The organism is Methylovorus sp. MP688, from assembly GCF_000183115.1.
Classification (GTDB): Bacteria; Pseudomonadota; Gammaproteobacteria; order Burkholderiales; family Methylophilaceae; genus Methylovorus; species Methylovorus glucosotrophus.
Map to the genome: position 1 here is coordinate 2,056,645 of NC_014733.1, position 16,888 is coordinate 2,073,532.

General features: G+C 55.7%; 17 protein-coding genes. 3 read left to right on the top strand and 14 right to left on the bottom strand.

The genetic code is table 11. The features are described 5' to 3' along the window. Positions 1–211 precede the first annotated feature (211 nt). The gene (locus MPQ_RS09720; protein WP_148225286.1) at positions 212–400 is read left to right on the top strand and encodes a hypothetical protein; all 189 of its coding nucleotides are present in this window, start codon (positions 212–214) and stop codon (positions 398–400) included. A 59-nt stretch (positions 401–459) separates the two neighbouring features. Here MPQ_RS09720 and MPQ_RS09725 read toward each other — a convergent pair whose 3' ends face one another. The 6 genes from MPQ_RS09725 to MPQ_RS13955 all read right to left on the bottom strand — a co-directional run bounded on the left by MPQ_RS09725 (position 460) and on the right by MPQ_RS13955 (position 5,660). Further along, positions 460–864 (bottom strand): cytochrome c family protein, encoded by a 405-nt coding sequence (locus MPQ_RS09725; RefSeq protein WP_041362277.1) that lies wholly within the window; start codon positions 862–864, stop codon positions 460–462. A gap of 12 nt (positions 865–876) precedes the next feature. Continuing rightward, entirely contained in the window at positions 877–2,229 is a 1,353-nt protein-coding gene (locus MPQ_RS09730) for a hypothetical protein (protein WP_013442764.1), read from the bottom strand. 30 nt (positions 2,230–2,259) lie between these two features. Further along, positions 2,260–2,787, bottom strand: coding sequence for a cytochrome b (locus tag MPQ_RS09735; protein WP_013442765.1), 528 nt, complete (start codon positions 2,785–2,787; stop codon positions 2,260–2,262). 337 nt (positions 2,788–3,124) lie between these two features. Continuing rightward, positions 3,125–3,598, bottom strand: coding sequence for a DUF2141 domain-containing protein (locus MPQ_RS09740; RefSeq protein ID WP_238525298.1), 474 nt, complete (start codon positions 3,596–3,598; stop codon positions 3,125–3,127). Positions 3,599–3,624: 26 nt separating this feature from the next. Next, complete coding sequence (cptA, locus tag MPQ_RS09745; protein WP_013442767.1) at positions 3,625–5,391, bottom strand: phosphoethanolamine transferase CptA; 1,767 nt, start codon at positions 5,389–5,391, stop codon at positions 3,625–3,627. Between the two features lie 107 nt (positions 5,392–5,498). After that, entirely contained in the window at positions 5,499–5,660 is a 162-nt protein-coding gene (locus tag MPQ_RS13955) for a hypothetical protein (protein WP_168088816.1), read from the bottom strand. 192 nt (positions 5,661–5,852) lie between these two features. On the opposite strand from MPQ_RS13955, the gene MPQ_RS09750 reads away from it, so the two are divergent. Continuing rightward, a complete protein-coding gene (locus tag MPQ_RS09750) occupies positions 5,853–7,145 on the top strand; it encodes a bifunctional diguanylate cyclase/phosphodiesterase (protein WP_013442769.1) in 1,293 nt (430 codons plus the stop codon). A gap of 122 nt (positions 7,146–7,267) precedes the next feature. On the opposite strand, the gene MPQ_RS09755 is transcribed toward MPQ_RS09750, so the two are convergent. The 8 genes from MPQ_RS09755 to MPQ_RS09790 form a co-directional block, all read right to left on the bottom strand. Continuing rightward, on the bottom strand, positions 7,268–7,819 hold the full coding sequence (locus MPQ_RS09755) for an NADPH-dependent FMN reductase (protein ID WP_013442770.1): 552 nt from the start codon (positions 7,817–7,819) through the stop codon (positions 7,268–7,270). Positions 7,820–7,995: 176 nt separating this feature from the next. Then, positions 7,996–8,478 (bottom strand): GNAT family N-acetyltransferase, encoded by a 483-nt coding sequence (locus MPQ_RS09760; protein ID WP_013442771.1) that lies wholly within the window; start codon positions 8,476–8,478, stop codon positions 7,996–7,998. Between the two features lie 21 nt (positions 8,479–8,499). After that, positions 8,500–9,105 carry a membrane integrity-associated transporter subunit PqiC gene (locus tag MPQ_RS09765; RefSeq protein ID WP_013442772.1) on the bottom strand — a complete coding sequence of 202 codons (606 nt, stop codon included), beginning with the start codon at positions 9,103–9,105 and terminating at the stop codon, positions 8,500–8,502. Next, positions 9,102–10,802 carry an intermembrane transport protein PqiB gene (locus MPQ_RS09770; RefSeq protein ID WP_013442773.1) on the bottom strand — a complete coding sequence of 567 codons (1,701 nt, stop codon included), beginning with the start codon at positions 10,800–10,802 and terminating at the stop codon, positions 9,102–9,104. Before MPQ_RS09770 ends, MPQ_RS09765 begins: the two co-directional genes overlap by 4 nt. Beyond that, a complete protein-coding gene (locus MPQ_RS09775; RefSeq protein ID WP_013442774.1) occupies positions 10,799–11,455 on the bottom strand; it encodes a paraquat-inducible protein A in 657 nt (218 codons plus the stop codon). The genes MPQ_RS09770 and MPQ_RS09775 overlap by 4 nt, the downstream gene beginning before the upstream one ends. Continuing rightward, a complete protein-coding gene (locus MPQ_RS09780; RefSeq protein WP_013442775.1) occupies positions 11,452–12,081 on the bottom strand; it encodes a paraquat-inducible protein A in 630 nt (209 codons plus the stop codon). The genes MPQ_RS09775 and MPQ_RS09780 overlap by 4 nt, the downstream gene beginning before the upstream one ends. Positions 12,082–12,317: 236 nt before the next feature. Then, entirely contained in the window at positions 12,318–13,115 is a 798-nt protein-coding gene (locus tag MPQ_RS09785; protein WP_238525299.1) for an alpha/beta hydrolase, read from the bottom strand. 136 nt (positions 13,116–13,251) lie between these two features. Next, positions 13,252–16,059 (bottom strand): autotransporter outer membrane beta-barrel domain-containing protein, encoded by a 2,808-nt coding sequence (locus MPQ_RS09790; RefSeq protein WP_013442777.1) that lies wholly within the window; start codon positions 16,057–16,059, stop codon positions 13,252–13,254. A gap of 352 nt (positions 16,060–16,411) precedes the next feature. Here MPQ_RS09790 and MPQ_RS09795 point away from each other — a divergent pair, with 352 nt between their 5' ends. Continuing rightward, positions 16,412–16,843 (top strand): EamA family transporter, encoded by a 432-nt coding sequence (locus MPQ_RS09795; RefSeq protein WP_238525381.1) that lies wholly within the window; start codon positions 16,412–16,414, stop codon positions 16,841–16,843. The last annotated feature ends 45 nt before the right edge of the window (positions 16,844–16,888 follow it).

Below are 16,888 nucleotides of genomic sequence, written 5' to 3' on the forward strand. Positions count from 1 at the left end.
TGACTGAGCGCAAGGCCATGACATAAAAACTGCCAGGTGATGCCTGACCTCCCATGGAGACATTGACCGCTGACAAATAGGCTGCAATTTTTGAATGCTGGCTGCAAATTTGAGCAAAGAATTTGATCTGGCAAGGCTTCATTTTTGGCGACTTGCTGTCGTTAATATCAACAGCAATACCACATTATTCATGGTTAATCAGGAGATCATCATGTCATCCGCAGTAGGAAGCTCAACCAGCACCAGCTACACACCACCGCCAGCACCCCAGGCACAACCCAAGCCTCCAGTAAAAGACAGCGATGGCGATAACGACAATAGCAAAGTGACCGCGGCCCCTCCTCCACCCAAGCCAGCACCATCGGCGACGGTAGGTACGCAGATCGACACCACGGCTTAAGTCTGCTGCAATAAAAAACCGCCAGTAAGGCGGTTTTTTTATTGCAGCATCAAGCCTTATTAGCCATGCAAGGTGGACAGATATTCCAGCAGGGCTTTCCGGGCTTTGGGATCATCCAGTCCTTCGTACTTCATGATGCCGCCGGGAACAATTTTCTTGGGATGTTCCATATAGGCCGCTATCCTATCCTCAGTCCAGACGATGCCACTGGCTTTCATGGCATCGGAATAGTTGAAATCAGGAACGGTGGCGGACTTGCGCCCGAGAATATTCCACAGAGAAGGCCCTTTCTTGTTTTTACCTTCTTTCACGCTATGGCATTCAGCGCACTCCTCGTTGAATACCTGCATGCCCATCGGCGCTGCATGGGCATTCGCGGAGGAACATGCCAGATAGAGAGAGAAGCATAAGGCTGTGGCAGGCAGACCCACGGAGCGGAGCAGCGATTTTTTCACATGTTTCATGCAGAGCCGCTCCTAAAACGCCACCCAGGCGAATGCGAACAAGGTGTTGTTATCCTTGGCATTTCTTCCCAGACCATCGTAATTGTTGGTGCCGCCATTGAACTTGGTATAGCCCGTGTATTGCAAACCGAGGCGTAGATTGGCCCAAGGTGCACCCCAGGAGTCTTCCTTGCCCCAAGGGGTCCAGTCTGCCTGCACAATATAGCCCCGACTGTTGGGTGATCCCTTGATACTGCCGCTATCGGCTTCGCCGGTGTTGTAAAGCAGGTCATCCTTGTTGCCACGTATATCAAAGGCGCCCAGGGTGATGCCATAGGTGTTCAGGTAGTGATAACTACCTGCGATATCAAATCGTTGCAAATCCCCATGCCGGTCACTCGCCCCACCCGCGGCAAACGAATTATTCAGCGTGCGGCGCTCATCAATGTAGCTGGTGTTGAGGGTGAAGATATGTTCACGCGTACCCAGATATTGGTAGGAAGCGTCCACCCCCACATCGCGATAGCGGTCTGTTGGACCACTCAGGAAGTCAGGCTCCACATTCGCTTGCATGCCAAACGCGCCAAAATGAAATGCCTGCTTTTTGAGGTTTTTGAAATAGGCAACCCGCCAGTAAGGTGCTGTACCTGAAATATTGCCATCCTCACCGACATTGATTTTGTTGCGTAATGAACGTGAGAGCGTTTGGTAACCGCCAAGCTCGGCATAAAAGCTGTTGTCATAAAACGCATACGCAGTAGCGCCCAATACCTGCTGCTCCAGCGCGCCATTGATAATTGGCGAGGCCGCAGGCCCGGGAGCCAATTCAGAAGACATATAGGGAAACTTCCAGCCATTCAGAGTATTGAAAGGATCCTGGACCGTCGGGTTGTTATTCAGCGAAATACCATAGGTGAAATCCTTGTCGCCAAGCTGACGGGTATCTGCCACGCGAATATCCATGTTATCCATGCCAAACCGGCGGTCAAAATCATTCCCCGTGATCTGTACAAAAGCGCCGACGTGATCACTGAAACGGCCGGCGATGAACATCGACACTTCCTGCAGCGAGAGATTGTTGTTTTTGCCAAAATGCGGCTGGGCATCTTCGGTCTGGTCTTTTGACGTATTGGTAAAACCCTGCACCAGCATCGCGGACAACGGCACTTTGGTGCCCTTGCCGTCGGTATCGGTATAACCGCTCAGTTTGAACTGCATGCCATGCGGCGTCAGTTGAGGGCCGAAGCCACCAATATGACAGGCAATACACTCTTCGCCGGTTTGCCGGGCAAAACTGGGAACCGCTTGGGCCGCCTGCCATGGAAGAAGCCCTGCGCAGACAAGCAAAGACCCCCTCAGTGTGGATTTGAACAGGGTGGTGAACATACAAACATCCTTTCTTTATTATGGAAGTGGTTAAGGAAGCATGGCGCGAAGGACATCGTCCTTCTTGTGGTAGTGATGCCAGAGGGCAGCAAGGGCATGCAGGCCGATGAGTCCAAGGAATAGCCAGGCGGCGGTTTCATGCCATTCCGCCAGTTGATCGGCCATATCCATATCGGCGGCTGTGAGCTCGGGCAGCGGCAATACCCATAGCAAACTGGCCACGTGGCCCTTGGCGTTGACCAAGGCCCAGCCCAGCACAGGGATCGCCAGCATGCCGAGATAAAGCAAACCATGGACACGTTTCACCAGAAAATCCTGCAGCAGGCCCCAGTCATATCGCGGGATGCGTTGCCGTCGGGTGAGGCGCAGTGCCAGGCGTATGAGCGCGATGATGGGAATCAACAAGGCAAGGGATTGATGTATGCCCAACAAAAGCTGCCGGGTAGCTTTAGTCTCCACCAGCTCTCTTCCCAATACGGTGAACACCACCAGCACAATCAGAAACAAGGTAAGCCAGTGCAGAAAAATCATCAGGGTGGGATAACGCGAGCTGGACATGGAAAAGCGCCTGTTAGAAAAGTTACTTGAACTTGAGCAAGCGCTGTTCCAGACGGGAAGAAATATACAAGTTAATGATTTTAAATAATTTTACATAGCGAGACTTTGTGTAAAGCTGCCATTAACCCACATTGCTTGCAGGGTTTTTCAGAGGGGTGTGCAAGTTCTGTTATTACATCCCGCAGGGATGGATGAATGTCATCTGACAAGGGAAACAGCAGAGGCAACGCGCCCGGTACTTAAGCGAAGAAAAAAGCGACGGTAAAAAGGGAAGCAGGCCCGGTAACCAGCATCCGGGCCAAGTACTACTGGGTTAGCAGTGAGCGATACTCAACGACTAATAGCGTAAATCAACCGTGATTTCAGTCGGACTATTCAACTCAAATGCGCTGGGCTCAAACGGCGGCGGGCCGGATACCTTGGGATTGTTCGATAGCCCATAGCCTTCGGTGGGGAACATGCCAAAGCGGCGGTTCAGTTCGCCGTTGGCATCTTCGTCGTGATACACCACCACGGCGTAGCGGCCGGGCTTGAGATCATTCCAGCGCAAGATGACTTCGCCGGGGCTGGCAGCTTGCTGCACGACGGCGACCGCTTCGGCTTCCTTGCGGAAGGTTTGGGCCTTGTCATATAAAGCCGCCCGGATATTGCCCTTGTCATTCTTCACACCTTCTACCTTTACCACCAGTGGAAGCCCTTCTGCCGAGGCATGCAGCGCAAGGCTTGCGAGAATAAGACCGATATATAAACGGGGGTAACGCACGTAACACTCCTTGCTGTTGGTATCTTTCGCCAGGGGCCAAGGCGGCATGATGGCCGCCATGTCCTCATCCTGCATCAGCGTATAACGGTTTTGCTTTCCTCATGGTCGGCCAGTTGGCTCGATGGCAGCGCTGGCTGCTGAATCTCGCGCATGCCGGCGCGGAAAGTCGGATCGCCCACCCAAGTCGGCCGCTGCACAAAGGCGGTATTGACCAGGCTCTTGCTGGGGTCAAAGCCGGTGTAATGCAGGCCAGCCAAGTCAGACCAGGTTTGCTCGAAATACGCCGTGCTGTATTCACGATTCAAGGCAAAGCCCAGATCCTGCGGGTTGTCCTGTTTCCACTGATCCGAGGTCCAGACAAACATGGGGATGGCAAACATGGGCAGAGTAGGATTGCCTTCATTGCGGCCGACAAACTCATGTGGAGGCGTATCGTAAACATCTTCGCCGTGGTCGGACATGAAGGTCAGCATGCTGCGCTCGCCTTTGGCCTGCAGGGTTTTCAGCAGGGTGGCCAGCACGTAGTCGTTGTAGCGCACGGCATTGTCATAGGTGTTGACGACCTGCGCCTTGGGGTCATCCAGCCAATCGGGCAGACCGGTGCGGTCCTTGAAGTAATCGAACTGGGGCGGATAGCGGTATTCGTACTTCATGTGCGTGCCCAGGAGGTGGACGACGATGAATTTGCGCTGTGCCGGGTCAGCCAGCGCGGACTCAAACGGCTTGAACACATTGCTGTCGTATTCGCGCGAGTTCTGGTAGCGCGTGTTGTTGGTGTAGCGCTGCACATCGGCCAGCTGAGAGAAATAAGCCAGCATGGTGTTGCGTTTGGTGATGGTCTGCTGGTTGGTAATCCAGAAGGTCTTGTAGCCCGCCTGCTTCATGAGATTCATGATCGAAGGCTTGGTCATGACGGCATCCGGATTATCGCGGTCAGCAAAGGTCAGCGCCTGCTCCAGCACTTCGATAGTCGAGGCACGTGGCGACACCACACGGGTAAAGATGCTGAGCTGGTCTTTCATCTTGTCGAGATTAGGCGTGGTATCGCGCGGATAGCCATACAAACCCCAGTGCAAGCGGGTGGAGGACTCGCCGATCACCAGCACCAGCGTGCCAGGCTTGCCTGCGTATTGATCCTGCAGGTTGGCGAGTGGCGGCAAGGCGCTGTTTTTTTCCAGCAACGCCTGCATATTGCCGAGCTGGCGCCGATACTGGAAATAGCCCATGACCAGTTGCCACGGTTCCGCAGGCTCCATACGGCGCTGCATGTGGTCGATGACCTGGTCCCAGCTTTGATGGCTGATTAAGCGATCCTGTATAACCGGCAGCACGTGTATGGGCACAATGATCAACAGGCAAGCCACCAGCTTGCCCCGCCATGAAAACTCCAGCGGCTGCACGCGCCGCCACAACAGCCACGCTACCAGCGTGTGCGCCAGATAGACCAGCGGCATCCACCACTTGAAATACTGCGAGACATATTCGGACGATTCGGCAGGGTTGGATTCAAACAGGATATACAGCACGCTCTGCGAGAACTCCTGGTGATACACGCAGAAGTACGCGAGGCTCAGTAAAGACGTCGCCCACAGCACAACACCGATGACGGCGGCGATGACCCTGGTATGCCGGGGGAACAGCAGCCCCGGCACCAGCCAGAGAAAACTCATGTACACCGCCTGGCGGAAGCCAATAAAAATTGTCGCATCCGTCATTTGCAGGAGCACATGCGTCACCCCTGAAAAATAGAAAAAGAACAGGTACAGATTGATAAAGCGCAGAAAGGACGAACTCCCGGCCTTCTGCGCGTGCGTGGTGTCAGGGCTTGCTATTGTGTTCATGCATCACTCTTGGGTCAGTTGTTTTTATTGTTTTCAGGCGCTATCCCATTGATAGCCTGCAATATGTATCAAGGACCGTGCCCGCGAACGCCGAAAGAGCATGTCAATTAAATATCTTTAAAAATCATTACCTTAGTTAACAAAAAACCTGTTTGTGAAAAAATGAGACTGCAGATTGCCTGAAAATCCCGCAAAAAGAGGGAAAGCCACCCAGGCAAGCCTGCATTTATTGCAGGATTTCCGCTGCTAATCATCGGGCGCATGGTCATGTGAACATCCCTTGTCCTGACCATGCCTATGCAAACCCGGGGCTTGCACTCAAGGCCATGAATTCACGCTATTATCTGAAGCATCTGCCCTGGCAGATGGCAGCAAGATCTTCCGGCATCAATAACGTCAAATAACATCCGGTGGGGGCTTGGGGAATGGAGGTACAGCCACATATCAGGCATTCTTTGCGCATGCGGCGTGCGCTGCTGCTCGGCTCTGCTGTGCTAGGCGGCATTTCCGTGTTCTGGGGCATCTACTTTGCATTTCATCAAAACTGGCCCATCTGCTGCCTTAACCTGTTCTCCATTCTGGTTTCCGCCATCACGGCACGGCTGACCTATCTTGGACGCATCAAGGTTGCGGCCATCCTGCTGTTTTCCTCGGTATATACGGTGCTCTGCCTGTTTTGCCTGTTTCTGGATGTGCCCAGTGCTGAAGCACCGCGTTCCAATCAGAACTACTTTCTCGTCATTGCGCTGTTCGCATCATTAGCCTTCAAGGGAGAAAGCCCCTGGCTCAGGCACGGCATGGTCACGGCAGGTCTCATCGCCTTTGCCTGCTTTGCCAGCAGCAACTGGGGCATCACCTCCCCCTATATGCTGGGCAATGATGTGCGCATCCCCGGCACCTGGTTTCACAACTTCATCATCACCGCCGTGCTGTATGCCATGGTCTGGGTCATGCAGGCCAACCTCGCCGAGCGCAATGCGCTGGAATCGGACCTGCGCAAAGCTCTGCTCGCCAACCAGCTCATTCTTTACTACCAGCCACAAGCCGGTGACGATGGTCGCATTGTCGGCGCCGAAGCCCTGCTGCGCTGGCGGCATCCGGTCAAAGGCATGGTCTCGCCCGCTGACTTTATACCGCTGGCAGAGGAAACCGGGCTGATCCTGCCGATCGGGCACTGGGTGCTGGGCATGGCCTGCGCGCAACTCATGCTATGGTCAAAACATCCGTCTACCGCGCATCTGTCCATCGCGGTCAACGTCAGCGCCTTGCAATTCAAGCAGCCGGATTATGTCAGCCAGGTGGTGTCGGTGATTGAGCGCTCCGGCATCAACCCGGCCCTGCTCAAGCTGGAGCTGACTGAAAGCATGCTGGTTAATGATGTGAATGACATCATCTCGAAAATGCACGCCTTGAAAGCCAAAGGCGTGGGATTGTCACTGGATGACTTTGGCACCGGCTATTCCTCCCTCAGCTACCTGAAAAAACTGCCGCTGGACCAGCTGAAGATAGACCAATCGTTTGTGCGTGACATGCTGACCGATGCCAACGATGTGGCGATTGTGCAAACGCTGGTGGCTCTGGGCCAGGCCATGCATCTGCATGTGATTGCGGAGGGCGTGGAAACCGAACAGCATCGCCAGTTTCTGGCGGATATGGGCTGCCTGTCGTATCAGGGCTATCTGCTCAGCAAACCGGTGCCGATTGCCGAGTTCGACGCGCTGTTGGCTGCGCATCAGGCCAGCCTCACAAGCTAAAAAAGAATGGCTGGGGGCGGCGAATCCCCCAGCCATCTTCTCCTTACTTTAGCGCAATCCATTCTATAGAAACCCCAGCGGTTGGGAATGCGGCATAGTGTCGCAGCCACCCACCCGCATTTTTAAGCGACCAGTGCTTGCGGCGCGGGACGGGCGAGCAATAAAGCCGCCTGCTCAAGCGCCACATCAATGCGCTGCTCAATGGCTTCGCTGGTCAGTTTGTAGTTGGTGAATTCCGAGTCCTTGGCATAGATGGCCGTGGGCACGGTGTAGAGACCGAAGAAGCTGGCCAGGGTGCGCAACTGGTAATCGAGAATGGAGGCATGCTGATCGCTGCCGCCCGTGGCCGCCAGAATCGCCACCTTGCCATTCAGCGCCTTGGGGTCGAGCAGATCAAAGAAATGCTTCATCAAGCCGGTATAAGAAGCCTTGTATACGGGGCTGGCAATCACGATCAGCTCTGCATTGCGCAATTTGTCGTGCGCCGTCTGAATCGCCTCAGGAAAGTCATTAAAACTGACGGTGGTGCCGAGCACATCAATCAGCTGCGCAATATCCACTACATCGCCGGATGCGTGCAGCCGCTGGGTGGCCTTGGTGACAATGGTTTCGACCAATGCCCTGGTTCTGGATGGGCTGGTAATGCTGCCTGACACCCCAATAATGTTTGCCATATCTGTTTCCACTAAATAAATTGATCAACCCCAACTGCATGGCAAAGATCGTGCCTGAGGAAAAACCCACGTGAGTTCGGCATATTACCGAAAAAAACGGCCATGACTGTTCCTATTGCAGCAGTTTTTCTGCACCGCAACTGTTGCCATGGCAACAGTTGACCAGGCGGGCAGCATCATAGTTGCTTCAGCATGAGCCAGTGCGAAATGCCGATCTCCATGAACGGCTCGCCTTGCAGGCGGTAGTCCAGGCGTTGATAAAAAGGCACGGCGTTTTCACGGGCATGCAGCCGCATCGTGGTATAGCCCTGCTGGCGGGCATAAGCCTCGGCATGGTTCACCAGCTGACGGCCTATGCCTTGACCTTGCAGTGCCTGCTCAACCGCTACCTGGCGCATCTGCAGCTCACCGGACACCAGCGGTTTGAGTAGCAGGCAGCCAACCAGGCGACCATCAAGAAAAGCACCCAGATGCCAGGCATCGGCCTCTGCCGCCAGCTGCTCCGCGGTAAAAGCCAACCCAAGCGGCGCGCGCAGGATGGCATGACGTAGCGCGACGGCTGCCGTATAGGCGGACGAGTTGTGCGCGATGGGGCTGAGTTCGAGCACGTCGGGCAGGCTGACTGCGGCCTTGCCTGTGGCGATATTTTCTTTATGCATGGGCTGGCTTTCGGCCCCGGCTTAACGGCAGCTTGCCGTCTGGCTGCTGGCCCATGCCTGCGCCTGCTCGGCTACACGGGCAGCCAAGGCCGCAATGCTGCGCTGCTGGGCTTGCACCAGCTCGGCATAGCCACCGGCAGCAGGCTCCTGAAACTGGCCATGACAAAGGAAACGCGGATTGCCGGGCTGATGAGCCATGCCCAGGCTCCAGTCTGCCTCCAGTTGTACTGATTGGCCCGGCCAGGCATCCAGCCGGCGCACCTGCACCTTGATGCGCAATACGGGCTGATCCTTGGGGGCGGCCAGCCCCGCTACATCCTGCGTCTGCAGGCGTTGGGTCAGTTGCGCGGAAAGCGCATTGCGGAATTCATCCGCCAGCGGTCCCGCCCAGCGTTCACCATCCACCACGGCGACCTGGCTGCTGCCTTGCCTGACCACCAGCTGCGATTGATCGAGCTGCGGTGGAATGCCCACAGGCAGCACTTCAATCAGGAAAGGGGCAGCAGCGGACGCCACTTGTGTGGGCGCCACCGGTGCCAGTAACGTGTGGTAATGCACTGGCGTCGAAGATGCACAGGCACCCAGGGCAAGGGCGGCCAGGCAACTCAGGGCAAGACGGTGGATCATGGCTTGGACTCCTCTTGTGGGGTAGGTGCGACGGGCTTGCTCATCTGGGCAGGATCAGCCGGTCGCCCGCGCAGCAGCGATTCGGGATGACGCCCCAGCAGATCGGTCAGCTCGCGCAATGAGCGGGAGGTGCGCTGCACCTCTTGCAGGGTTTGTCCCAGATTCTGCGACAGGGGAGCATCGTCCGCCAGTACATTATCCACCCCGCTCAGGGTTTGTCTGGCTTGCTGCATGGTCTGGCCGGCATCCTGCATGGTTTGACGTGTTTGCTGCAGGGTCTGCGTGGTTTCGGGCAAGACATGCGTATTAACCTGGGTCAGGGTCTTGTCCAGATTCACCAGTGAGGCATCCAGGTGCTTGGCGATCGAATCCAGCGGCATTTTTTCGATTTTGGTGACGATATTGGCAATCTGCTCCTGCATGCGGTCAAAGCTGCCATTGATGGTCGGCAAGTTGATCGGGCGGGCGTTAACATCCATCTCAGCTTTGGGCGCATTGGGGACAAAATCCATGGCGATATAGAGTTGCCCGGTCAGAATGTTGCCCAGCCGTGCCTGGGCACGCAACCCCTGCTTGACCATGGCGTGCATGAAGACGGCAGCCTGCCTGTCATTATCACCTTCCAGTTTCGGCAACTTGTCCAGCACGCGCCCCATGCGCTCCGGGTACACCAGCACCCCGACTACCGTCGGAAAGCGATGTTTGACCGGGTCGTAATCCAGGTTGATGGAAACCACCCGCCCCAGATCCACACCTGAAAACTGCACGGGAGCTCCTAAGGAAAGTCCGCGCAGCGATTGGTCGAATTTGAGCTGGATGTATTGCGCCTGACCATCAGGCGGCGCCATCGCCGTATCCTGATCGGCAGTCAGGGTAAATTCGGTATCCTTGTCTGCCGGACTAGCCTGACTGCCCATGGGCGAGGCAAAGGCCACGCCGCCCGCCACAATGGTCGCGACGGATTGGGTCTTGAGCTTGAGGCCATCGGCGCCCAGCGATACATCGACGCCACTCGCATTCCAGAAGCGGGTATCCGTGGTGACATAGCGGTCATAAGGCGCATCAATGAAGATTTGCAGCTTGATGTCCTGACCGGTCTCGCCCAACTGATAGGATGCCACGCGCCCAACCTGAATCCGCCGGTAATAGACCGGGGAACCAATATCCAGCGAGCCCAGATCCTCACTCTTCAAGATGAAAGATTTGCCCGGCATATCGCCCACCACCGGCGGCGGCATTTCCAGTCCGGTAAATTCACTGGAGGTTTCTTCGGCCTGCCCCTTGTCCACACCGATATAAGCGCCCGACAGCAGGGTATCCACCCCGGAAATTCCGCTGGCACCGATGCGCGGACGCACGACCCAGAAGCGGCTATCCTTGCTGGTCAGGCTTTTAGCGCTTTGCATCAGGGCGACCTTGACCTTCACGTGCGAGCCATCTTCGCTGAGGGTAATGGCGGTGACGGCACCGACGGTGACGTCCTTGTATTTGACCGGAGTTTTACCCGCTTCCAGTCCCGTGGCCGTGCGAAAGAGGATGGTGATCTCGGGCCCTTCTGACAGCCAGGCATGCACCAGCATGGAGATGCCGATGGCAGCCGCTACGATGGGCACGATCCATATCAGCGAAATCCCCCAGCGTCGGCGGTGGATGGCGGGTTGCCCGGGTTGCAGCTGTGTATCCGTTGTGTTGGTCATTCGTTGTCACCATCCCATATCAAACGCGGGTCAAAACTCATGGCAGAAAGCATGGTCATGATGACGACCATGCCGAAGAAAAGAATGCCGATGCGCGGCTCAATGTCACTCAAGCCCTGAAACTTGACCAGAGCCGCCACAATGGCCACCACCAGCACATCCAGCATGGACCAGTAGCCAACCAGCTCCACCAGCCTGTAAAGCTTGGCACGCTCCTTCATGGCCCAGCGGCTGCGGCGTTGCGATGTGGCAAACAGCACGCCCAGCACCACAAACTTGGTACACGGCACCAGCACGCTGGCAATAAAAATGACCAGGGCAATGCCATAGGAACCGGATTTCCAGAACTCGATCACCCCTTGCATGATGGTGTTCTCGCTGCCACTGCCCATCAGGCTGGTGTACATCACCGGCAGCACATTGGCCGGTATGTAAAAAATCAGGCCCGCCAGCAGCAAAGCCCATGCCCGCGGGATACTGTTGGGGCGCCGCCGGTGCAAGGGGGCGCCGCAGCGCGGGCAGTCCACATGGGGGTCTATCTCGGGCGCAAGACGGGATGACGCAGTTGCCCTGGTGAGCGTATCTTCGCACACCAGCCCGCAGGCATGGCAGCTGATAACACCCAGGTGATGGGCGGATACCGGGCCTGTCATGCCCTTGCTTCCTCGGCGGCACGTGCCGGTTCGGTGATATCCCATAGCCAGTGGATATCGCGATTGGCGATGATGGTCAGCAAGATCATCAGCAAGGCGGTCGCCCAGATACCCGCGCCCGGCGCCACCTGCAAAAAGCCGGAAAGCTTGATGACCGCCACCAGTATGCCCAGCAGGCAGACTTCGACCATGCTCCATGGCCGCAATGCCACCAGCATGCGCATAGCGCGCTCAAAGCCCGGGGCACGTTTTCCAAAGCGCGCATACGACAGCACCCAGCCCAGCAGACTGATCTGCAAAAACGGCACAATAATGATGGACATGGCCGTGGGCACCGAAATCGGCGCCGCCGGGCCATGCGCCAGTGCTGCTGCGGATGCCCATAACGTGGCTTCGTTATGCAAGCCCTTGAAGCTGATGTAGATCACCGGACAAACATTCGCCATCACAAACACGATGGCCGCGGCGATGGTCAGTGCCAGCCAGCGATCCACATCCAGCCGGCTGGCGCGATAAAGAATCGCATCACAGCGCTCACAGCGTGCGACTTGCCCGGCTGCCAATGGGGCACGCGTGTAAATGCTGTCGCAATGCTCGCAAGCCACCAGATGACGGTAAGTTTTCATTAGCGCCTGCGGGCCCAGTGCATCAGGGGTAAAAGCATCATGGTGATCGTGTTTTCCTTATGAAGAGGCAAGCGCATGGTGTTTTCTTCGGACGGCATCAAAGCGATTCTGCCAGCACACGGCATTGTGCAGTATGTCCGTTTTTCACCGGCTCAGTTCTGCAACGCGCCATTTTTACTCACTCCAACTCAGCTTGAGCGATCATTCTAGAATGATCGCTCAAGCTCGGCAACCGCTTATTTTGCTGTCCCGATGGTATCGAGCGCTGACGCGCATTGCGGCATCATGGTGAGCAGGCTGGGCCACACGGCCTCCCACCCGTTCTGGTGATCCGCATCCGCCACATTGACTATGGTGTTATCGGGGCTGCATGCGGTGTGTGTGATAAAAGCGGCACTGATGGACGGCGGAATAACGCGATCACGCCCTCCAATGAAGTGCCGCTGCGGTAGATGGGCCAGCGCGCTGGCATAGGCAATGGGGTTTTGCGACAAGGGCATGGCGCTGACATGGTGATATTGATTCACCGCTTCTGAATCCAGATTACCCGCCACCGTACGCAGGCTGATGACATCATGACGCCGGGCTGCCAGCATCACGGCAATCGCTGCGCCTCCGGAGTAGCCCACCAGTTCCAGACGCGGGGATGGCATGCCCTTGAGCAGCTGGTCCAGCGCCTGATTCATGGCCGCCACCACGTCAGCAGAATAGCGTTTATCCGTCCAGTAAGCCTCGTTGCAGGCAGGACTTTTCTCCCGCGTATATTGGCAAGGCCGGGCAAGGTAGACCACATTCGGCAGAGGATCAAGCAGCGCGAGCCGCAAGCCCACGGCATAGCGCGGTGTAGGATCTGCGGCAGGTTCCCAGCGGGTCGACCAGGCATGTCCATCGCCTTCAATATAGACGCGTATCGGAGTATCGGGACGCTCCATGCGCTTATAGCTCTGCAAGACAAAACCATCGCTCTCCAGCTCCACGGGCGTCATGCGCGCAGCGAGCAACATGCCGGGGCTCACCGGCTGATGAGGGTTCATGGCACAGGATGCCAGTATCAATAAGCAGCACGCGAGGCTGAGGGGTTTCAACATGGCGTCATCCAAATGGCGCAATCCAAAAAAAAAGCGGGGTGTTGCCACCCCGCTTTGCTGACTTTACTTGAGTCCGAGCTAATTAAAAATCAAACCTCGCCTGCAACAATGCAGTTTGGCCGAGATATTGATTGCGGATTTCAGCATCGTAGCTCAACAGCAAGCTTTGCTTGAGGGTATTGTTACCCACAATGCGGTAGCTGATGCCGAGATTGGCGCTATCACGCTCCTGGCTCACCGCCGAAGTACGGAAGGTGCTGCCACCAGCGGCAAAGCGTGCGGTCGTATCCTGATCCGTATTCGCAAACTCATGCTGCCACAGGGCGCGGAGTTCGATGCCAGACTTCAGGCTGCCGATTTCAAGAGGCACAACGGCTTTGACGCCCAGACCAGAACGCAAGGAGTCTGTGTCACGACCACTGATACGCAATGCGCCTTCACCATGTTCGGTGTAGCCATTTTCATCCAGACGGCTATAGGCAAGCGAAGCTACCGGAATCAGCGAAGACTTGCCGATGCTGATCGGCTTGCCAGCATCCACCTTGGCGGTATATTGCCATGCCTCATGGCTGCCACTGACGGTGTTGTTGATGATGACACGACGGCTGTCATACTCATGGCGGCCAAGACCTACTGCGCCATTCAGGTACCAGCCATCCATCAGGCGTGTGCCATACAGGGTAGCCTGATAGCTATCGATATCCAGACGGTTGGACGATGTCACGCCCTTGCCGCTGACATCGGAATTACCGTAGCTGATCGCAGCACCGACGCGCGTATTGCCATCGCCCACCAAGGTATCAGCACCAGCCGCGAAACCAAAGGCATCAGCATCATAACCATCGACCCCTTTGCGCTTATCCTGATCGCCGCGGAAACCAAAGGTCTGGAACCAGATGCCAGAAGACGTCGCCTGTTCACCTGTTGCCACGCCGCTCTTGCCACCGAGCTGGGCGATATTCAGGTTTTCCAGATGCTGACCAATCAGCCCGAACACCTTGTCGGTTGCCGATACTACGGCCTGGTAGCCTGCGTTGTTGGCCTCAGGCTTCAGTTGCTCCGCTGCCTTTTGTACCGCCGCATCGCCTTCCAGGTTTTGTACCTGGCTACCCAGCGTGCTGTCAAAGGTCAGCAGGTTGTTCAATGCGCTACGCGCACCCTGGGAAATACCGGTGATACCGCTTGTGCTGGTAGAGGACTCCAGTACCAGACTGCCATTTGCATTCACCTCGGCCGTCCAGTTGATCAAGCTGTTTGAGCTGCTGACTTCAGGTAGGGTAGTAGCGCCTGCGCTCACTGTGGAGCCATTGATTTGATAGGTATTGGCAACGGTGAAAAACTCGCCATTCTTCACCACGACACCGCTTGCGACTTTGGGGGCCAGCGTGATGTCAGATTCATCGCCGCCTGCGGTGGTGACGATATTGAGCGTGTCACCCATGCCAGCGATATTACCGGAAGGGTTCAGCAGGCTGCTGCCAGCACCACTGCCGAGAATGGTGGGTATCAGGGTAATGCTGCTTTCTACCAGACTACCGGATGCACTGCTGGATGCAGTATGGATCACCAGGTCTCCGTCAAAATCGCCTGCATTTTCAAAGGTGAATTGCTTGGTGCCGACCACGGTCCAGTTGCTGCTAACACCCGCTGTCCCGCCAACGGTATTTTCACCAGCGCTAGACGTGTTGCAGCTGCTGCATGTGGTATCCCGCTGATCAAGATCAATGTTTCCTGACAAGGTGCCCGTATTGACCAGGGTGTGCGTGCCATTGCTGTAGTAGAGATTACCGTTGATAGTGCCACTATTGGTAATCGCACTGTCAGCCTGACCCCATTGGCTATTGATGTTAAGTCGCGAATCAATGGTCGCACTACCGGTCGCTTCGCCATTGGACAAAGACCACCAACGCAGGGCCGCGCCGTTGACGGAAAGGATATCGCCATTGATGGTGCCGCCGTTATTGAGTGTCATGCTGCGGACTTCGCCGCTGTCGGATACATGAGCAACACCGATTGCCGTTCCGGAAATAACACCATCATTGTTAATCACGGATTCAGCCGCGCGGGTATAGATACCACTGGCATAGGTACCAGTGCCGCTGATGGTGCCGGTGTTGTTGATGGTGACGCTGGCAGCCTCTTCTTCGGAATAGATACCTGCGGCCACCCCTATATTGGCAGCCGAAGTCGTGGAGGAATCGCTAAGGGTAACCGTGCCCTGGAATGAGGTTGCCGTGCTGGTTGTTTTGGTGATGGCGTGCGATTGCACACCTGCAATCGTGCCACTATTGGTAATGACCATGCTCTCAACATCACCACCCACCTCGACACCATTGACCCGGCCAACGCCGTTATGGGTCGCGGTAATAGTGCCCGAGTTTTTAAGCGTGTATTCGCCTTCGACATCGGTGCCGACACCGACGACTGCCGCTGTATTCAGCCGGGTCTTGTTGGTCAGCATATTGGCATCGCTGATGGTGGCACTAATGGTGCCGCTATTGGTAATGCGGTTAACTTCATCCCCAGTGGCCGAGCCAGAGCCGATGTATACCCCATATTTCTGCGAGGCATTGGCCGTGGTATTGGTATAGACAGAATCATTGACCAGGGTACCGGCATTCACAAATGTATTGCCGTTCCCGGCCATCTGCACCACGCTGGTCGTGGTTCCCGTGGTCGAAATGGTGGCGGTATTGCTGAGCGACGAACCTGCCGCATTGTTATACCGGCTGCCGTCGGTACAGGTGACATTATTCGCATCTGTCGACGGTGCAGAGCCCGTTGTACAGCCGGCAAACGCTTGATTACCCAACACCATCATGGGCAATGCCATGGCTACTGCCAGCGCTATCCCCTTACGTTTTACTCCACGATCATGATTGTTTTGCACTGATTGTTCTCCACTGATTTTTTATAGGTTTACTTATTACGAAAAGCGGAGGGATTGTCAGAGAAGGTTCACAAAATACGTACAGATAAAATCCCGAATTAATTCGGGATAATTTCCCGGGAACTCACATGATGTGATGCCTGAAGGATTTCTGGCCTGGCATCCACAAATATCGGCAGTTCAACAGCCTGATTTGCCGGTCTCATGATGGTCATTCACGTGAAGAAACGGGCGATGTAAGCCGGAAGCGCTTGCATACGCTATATTCATGGAAGGTGGCGCGCTGACATGCATGATCACCACCACGTGACATTGACGCGCTTATTTAACGTTTAAAGAGAACCCCATCATGATCTCATCCTCAAACTGGCTACTCTGGGCTTTGCTCTCCGCGGTGTTTGCCGCCATGACAGCCATTTTTGCAAAAATAGGCATACAGGGTGTCGACAGTGACCTGGCAACGCTGGTGAGAACCGGGTTCATCGTTGTGATTCTGTCGCTTTTTGTTGTCATGGCAGGCAAGTGGACGAATCCCTTGACCCTGTCTGGCAAAACCTGGGTATTTTTGGGATTGTCCGGCCTGGCAACTGGGGCATCTTGGGTATGCTACTTTCGGGCATTGCAGATAGGCGATGCCTCCAAAGTGGCGCCGGTGGATAAACTGAGCCTGGTGCTGGTGGCTATTTTTGCCTTTGCTTTCCTCGGGGAGCGCCCCATTGCCCGCGAATGGGTAGGCATTGCATTGGTAGCGGCAGGCGTTGTGTTATTGGCATTGAAGCGATGAGCGGCATCACCGATATCGGCAACATCGCCCAACAGCGGATCGGCC

Coding starts and splice junctions, on each gene's coding strand:
- MPQ_RS09785 (WP_238525299.1), bottom strand. CDS start 13,115: ATGAACCCTCATCAGCCGGTGAGCCCCGGCATGTTGCTCGCTGCGCGC.
- MPQ_RS13955 (WP_168088816.1), bottom strand. CDS start 5,660: ATGACCATGCGCCCGATGATTAGCAGCGGAAATCCTGCAATAAATGCA.
- MPQ_RS09725 (WP_041362277.1), bottom strand. CDS start 864: ATGAAACATGTGAAAAAATCGCTGCTCCGCTCCGTGGGTCTGCCTGCC.
- MPQ_RS09765 (WP_013442772.1), bottom strand. CDS start 9,105: ATGATCCACCGTCTTGCCCTGAGTTGCCTGGCCGCCCTTGCCCTGGGT.
- MPQ_RS09735 (WP_013442765.1), bottom strand. CDS start 2,787: ATGTCCAGCTCGCGTTATCCCACCCTGATGATTTTTCTGCACTGGCTT.
- MPQ_RS09770 (WP_013442773.1), bottom strand. CDS start 10,802: ATGACCAACACAACGGATACACAGCTGCAACCCGGGCAACCCGCCATC.
- MPQ_RS09730 (WP_013442764.1), bottom strand. CDS start 2,229: ATGTTCACCACCCTGTTCAAATCCACACTGAGGGGGTCTTTGCTTGTC.
- MPQ_RS09720 (WP_148225286.1), top strand. CDS start 212: ATGTCATCCGCAGTAGGAAGCTCAACCAGCACCAGCTACACACCACCG.
- MPQ_RS09755 (WP_013442770.1), bottom strand. CDS start 7,819: ATGGCAAACATTATTGGGGTGTCAGGCAGCATTACCAGCCCATCCAGA.
- MPQ_RS09760 (WP_013442771.1), bottom strand. CDS start 8,478: ATGCATAAAGAAAATATCGCCACAGGCAAGGCCGCAGTCAGCCTGCCC.
- MPQ_RS09780 (WP_013442775.1), bottom strand. CDS start 12,081: ATGAAAACTTACCGTCATCTGGTGGCTTGCGAGCATTGCGACAGCATT.
- MPQ_RS09750 (WP_013442769.1), top strand. CDS start 5,853: ATGCGGCGTGCGCTGCTGCTCGGCTCTGCTGTGCTAGGCGGCATTTCC.
- MPQ_RS09775 (WP_013442774.1), bottom strand. CDS start 11,455: ATGACAGGCCCGGTATCCGCCCATCACCTGGGTGTTATCAGCTGCCAT.
- cptA (WP_013442767.1), bottom strand. CDS start 5,391: ATGAACACAATAGCAAGCCCTGACACCACGCACGCGCAGAAGGCCGGG.
- MPQ_RS09740 (WP_238525298.1), bottom strand. CDS start 3,598: ATGCCGCCTTGGCCCCTGGCGAAAGATACCAACAGCAAGGAGTGTTAC.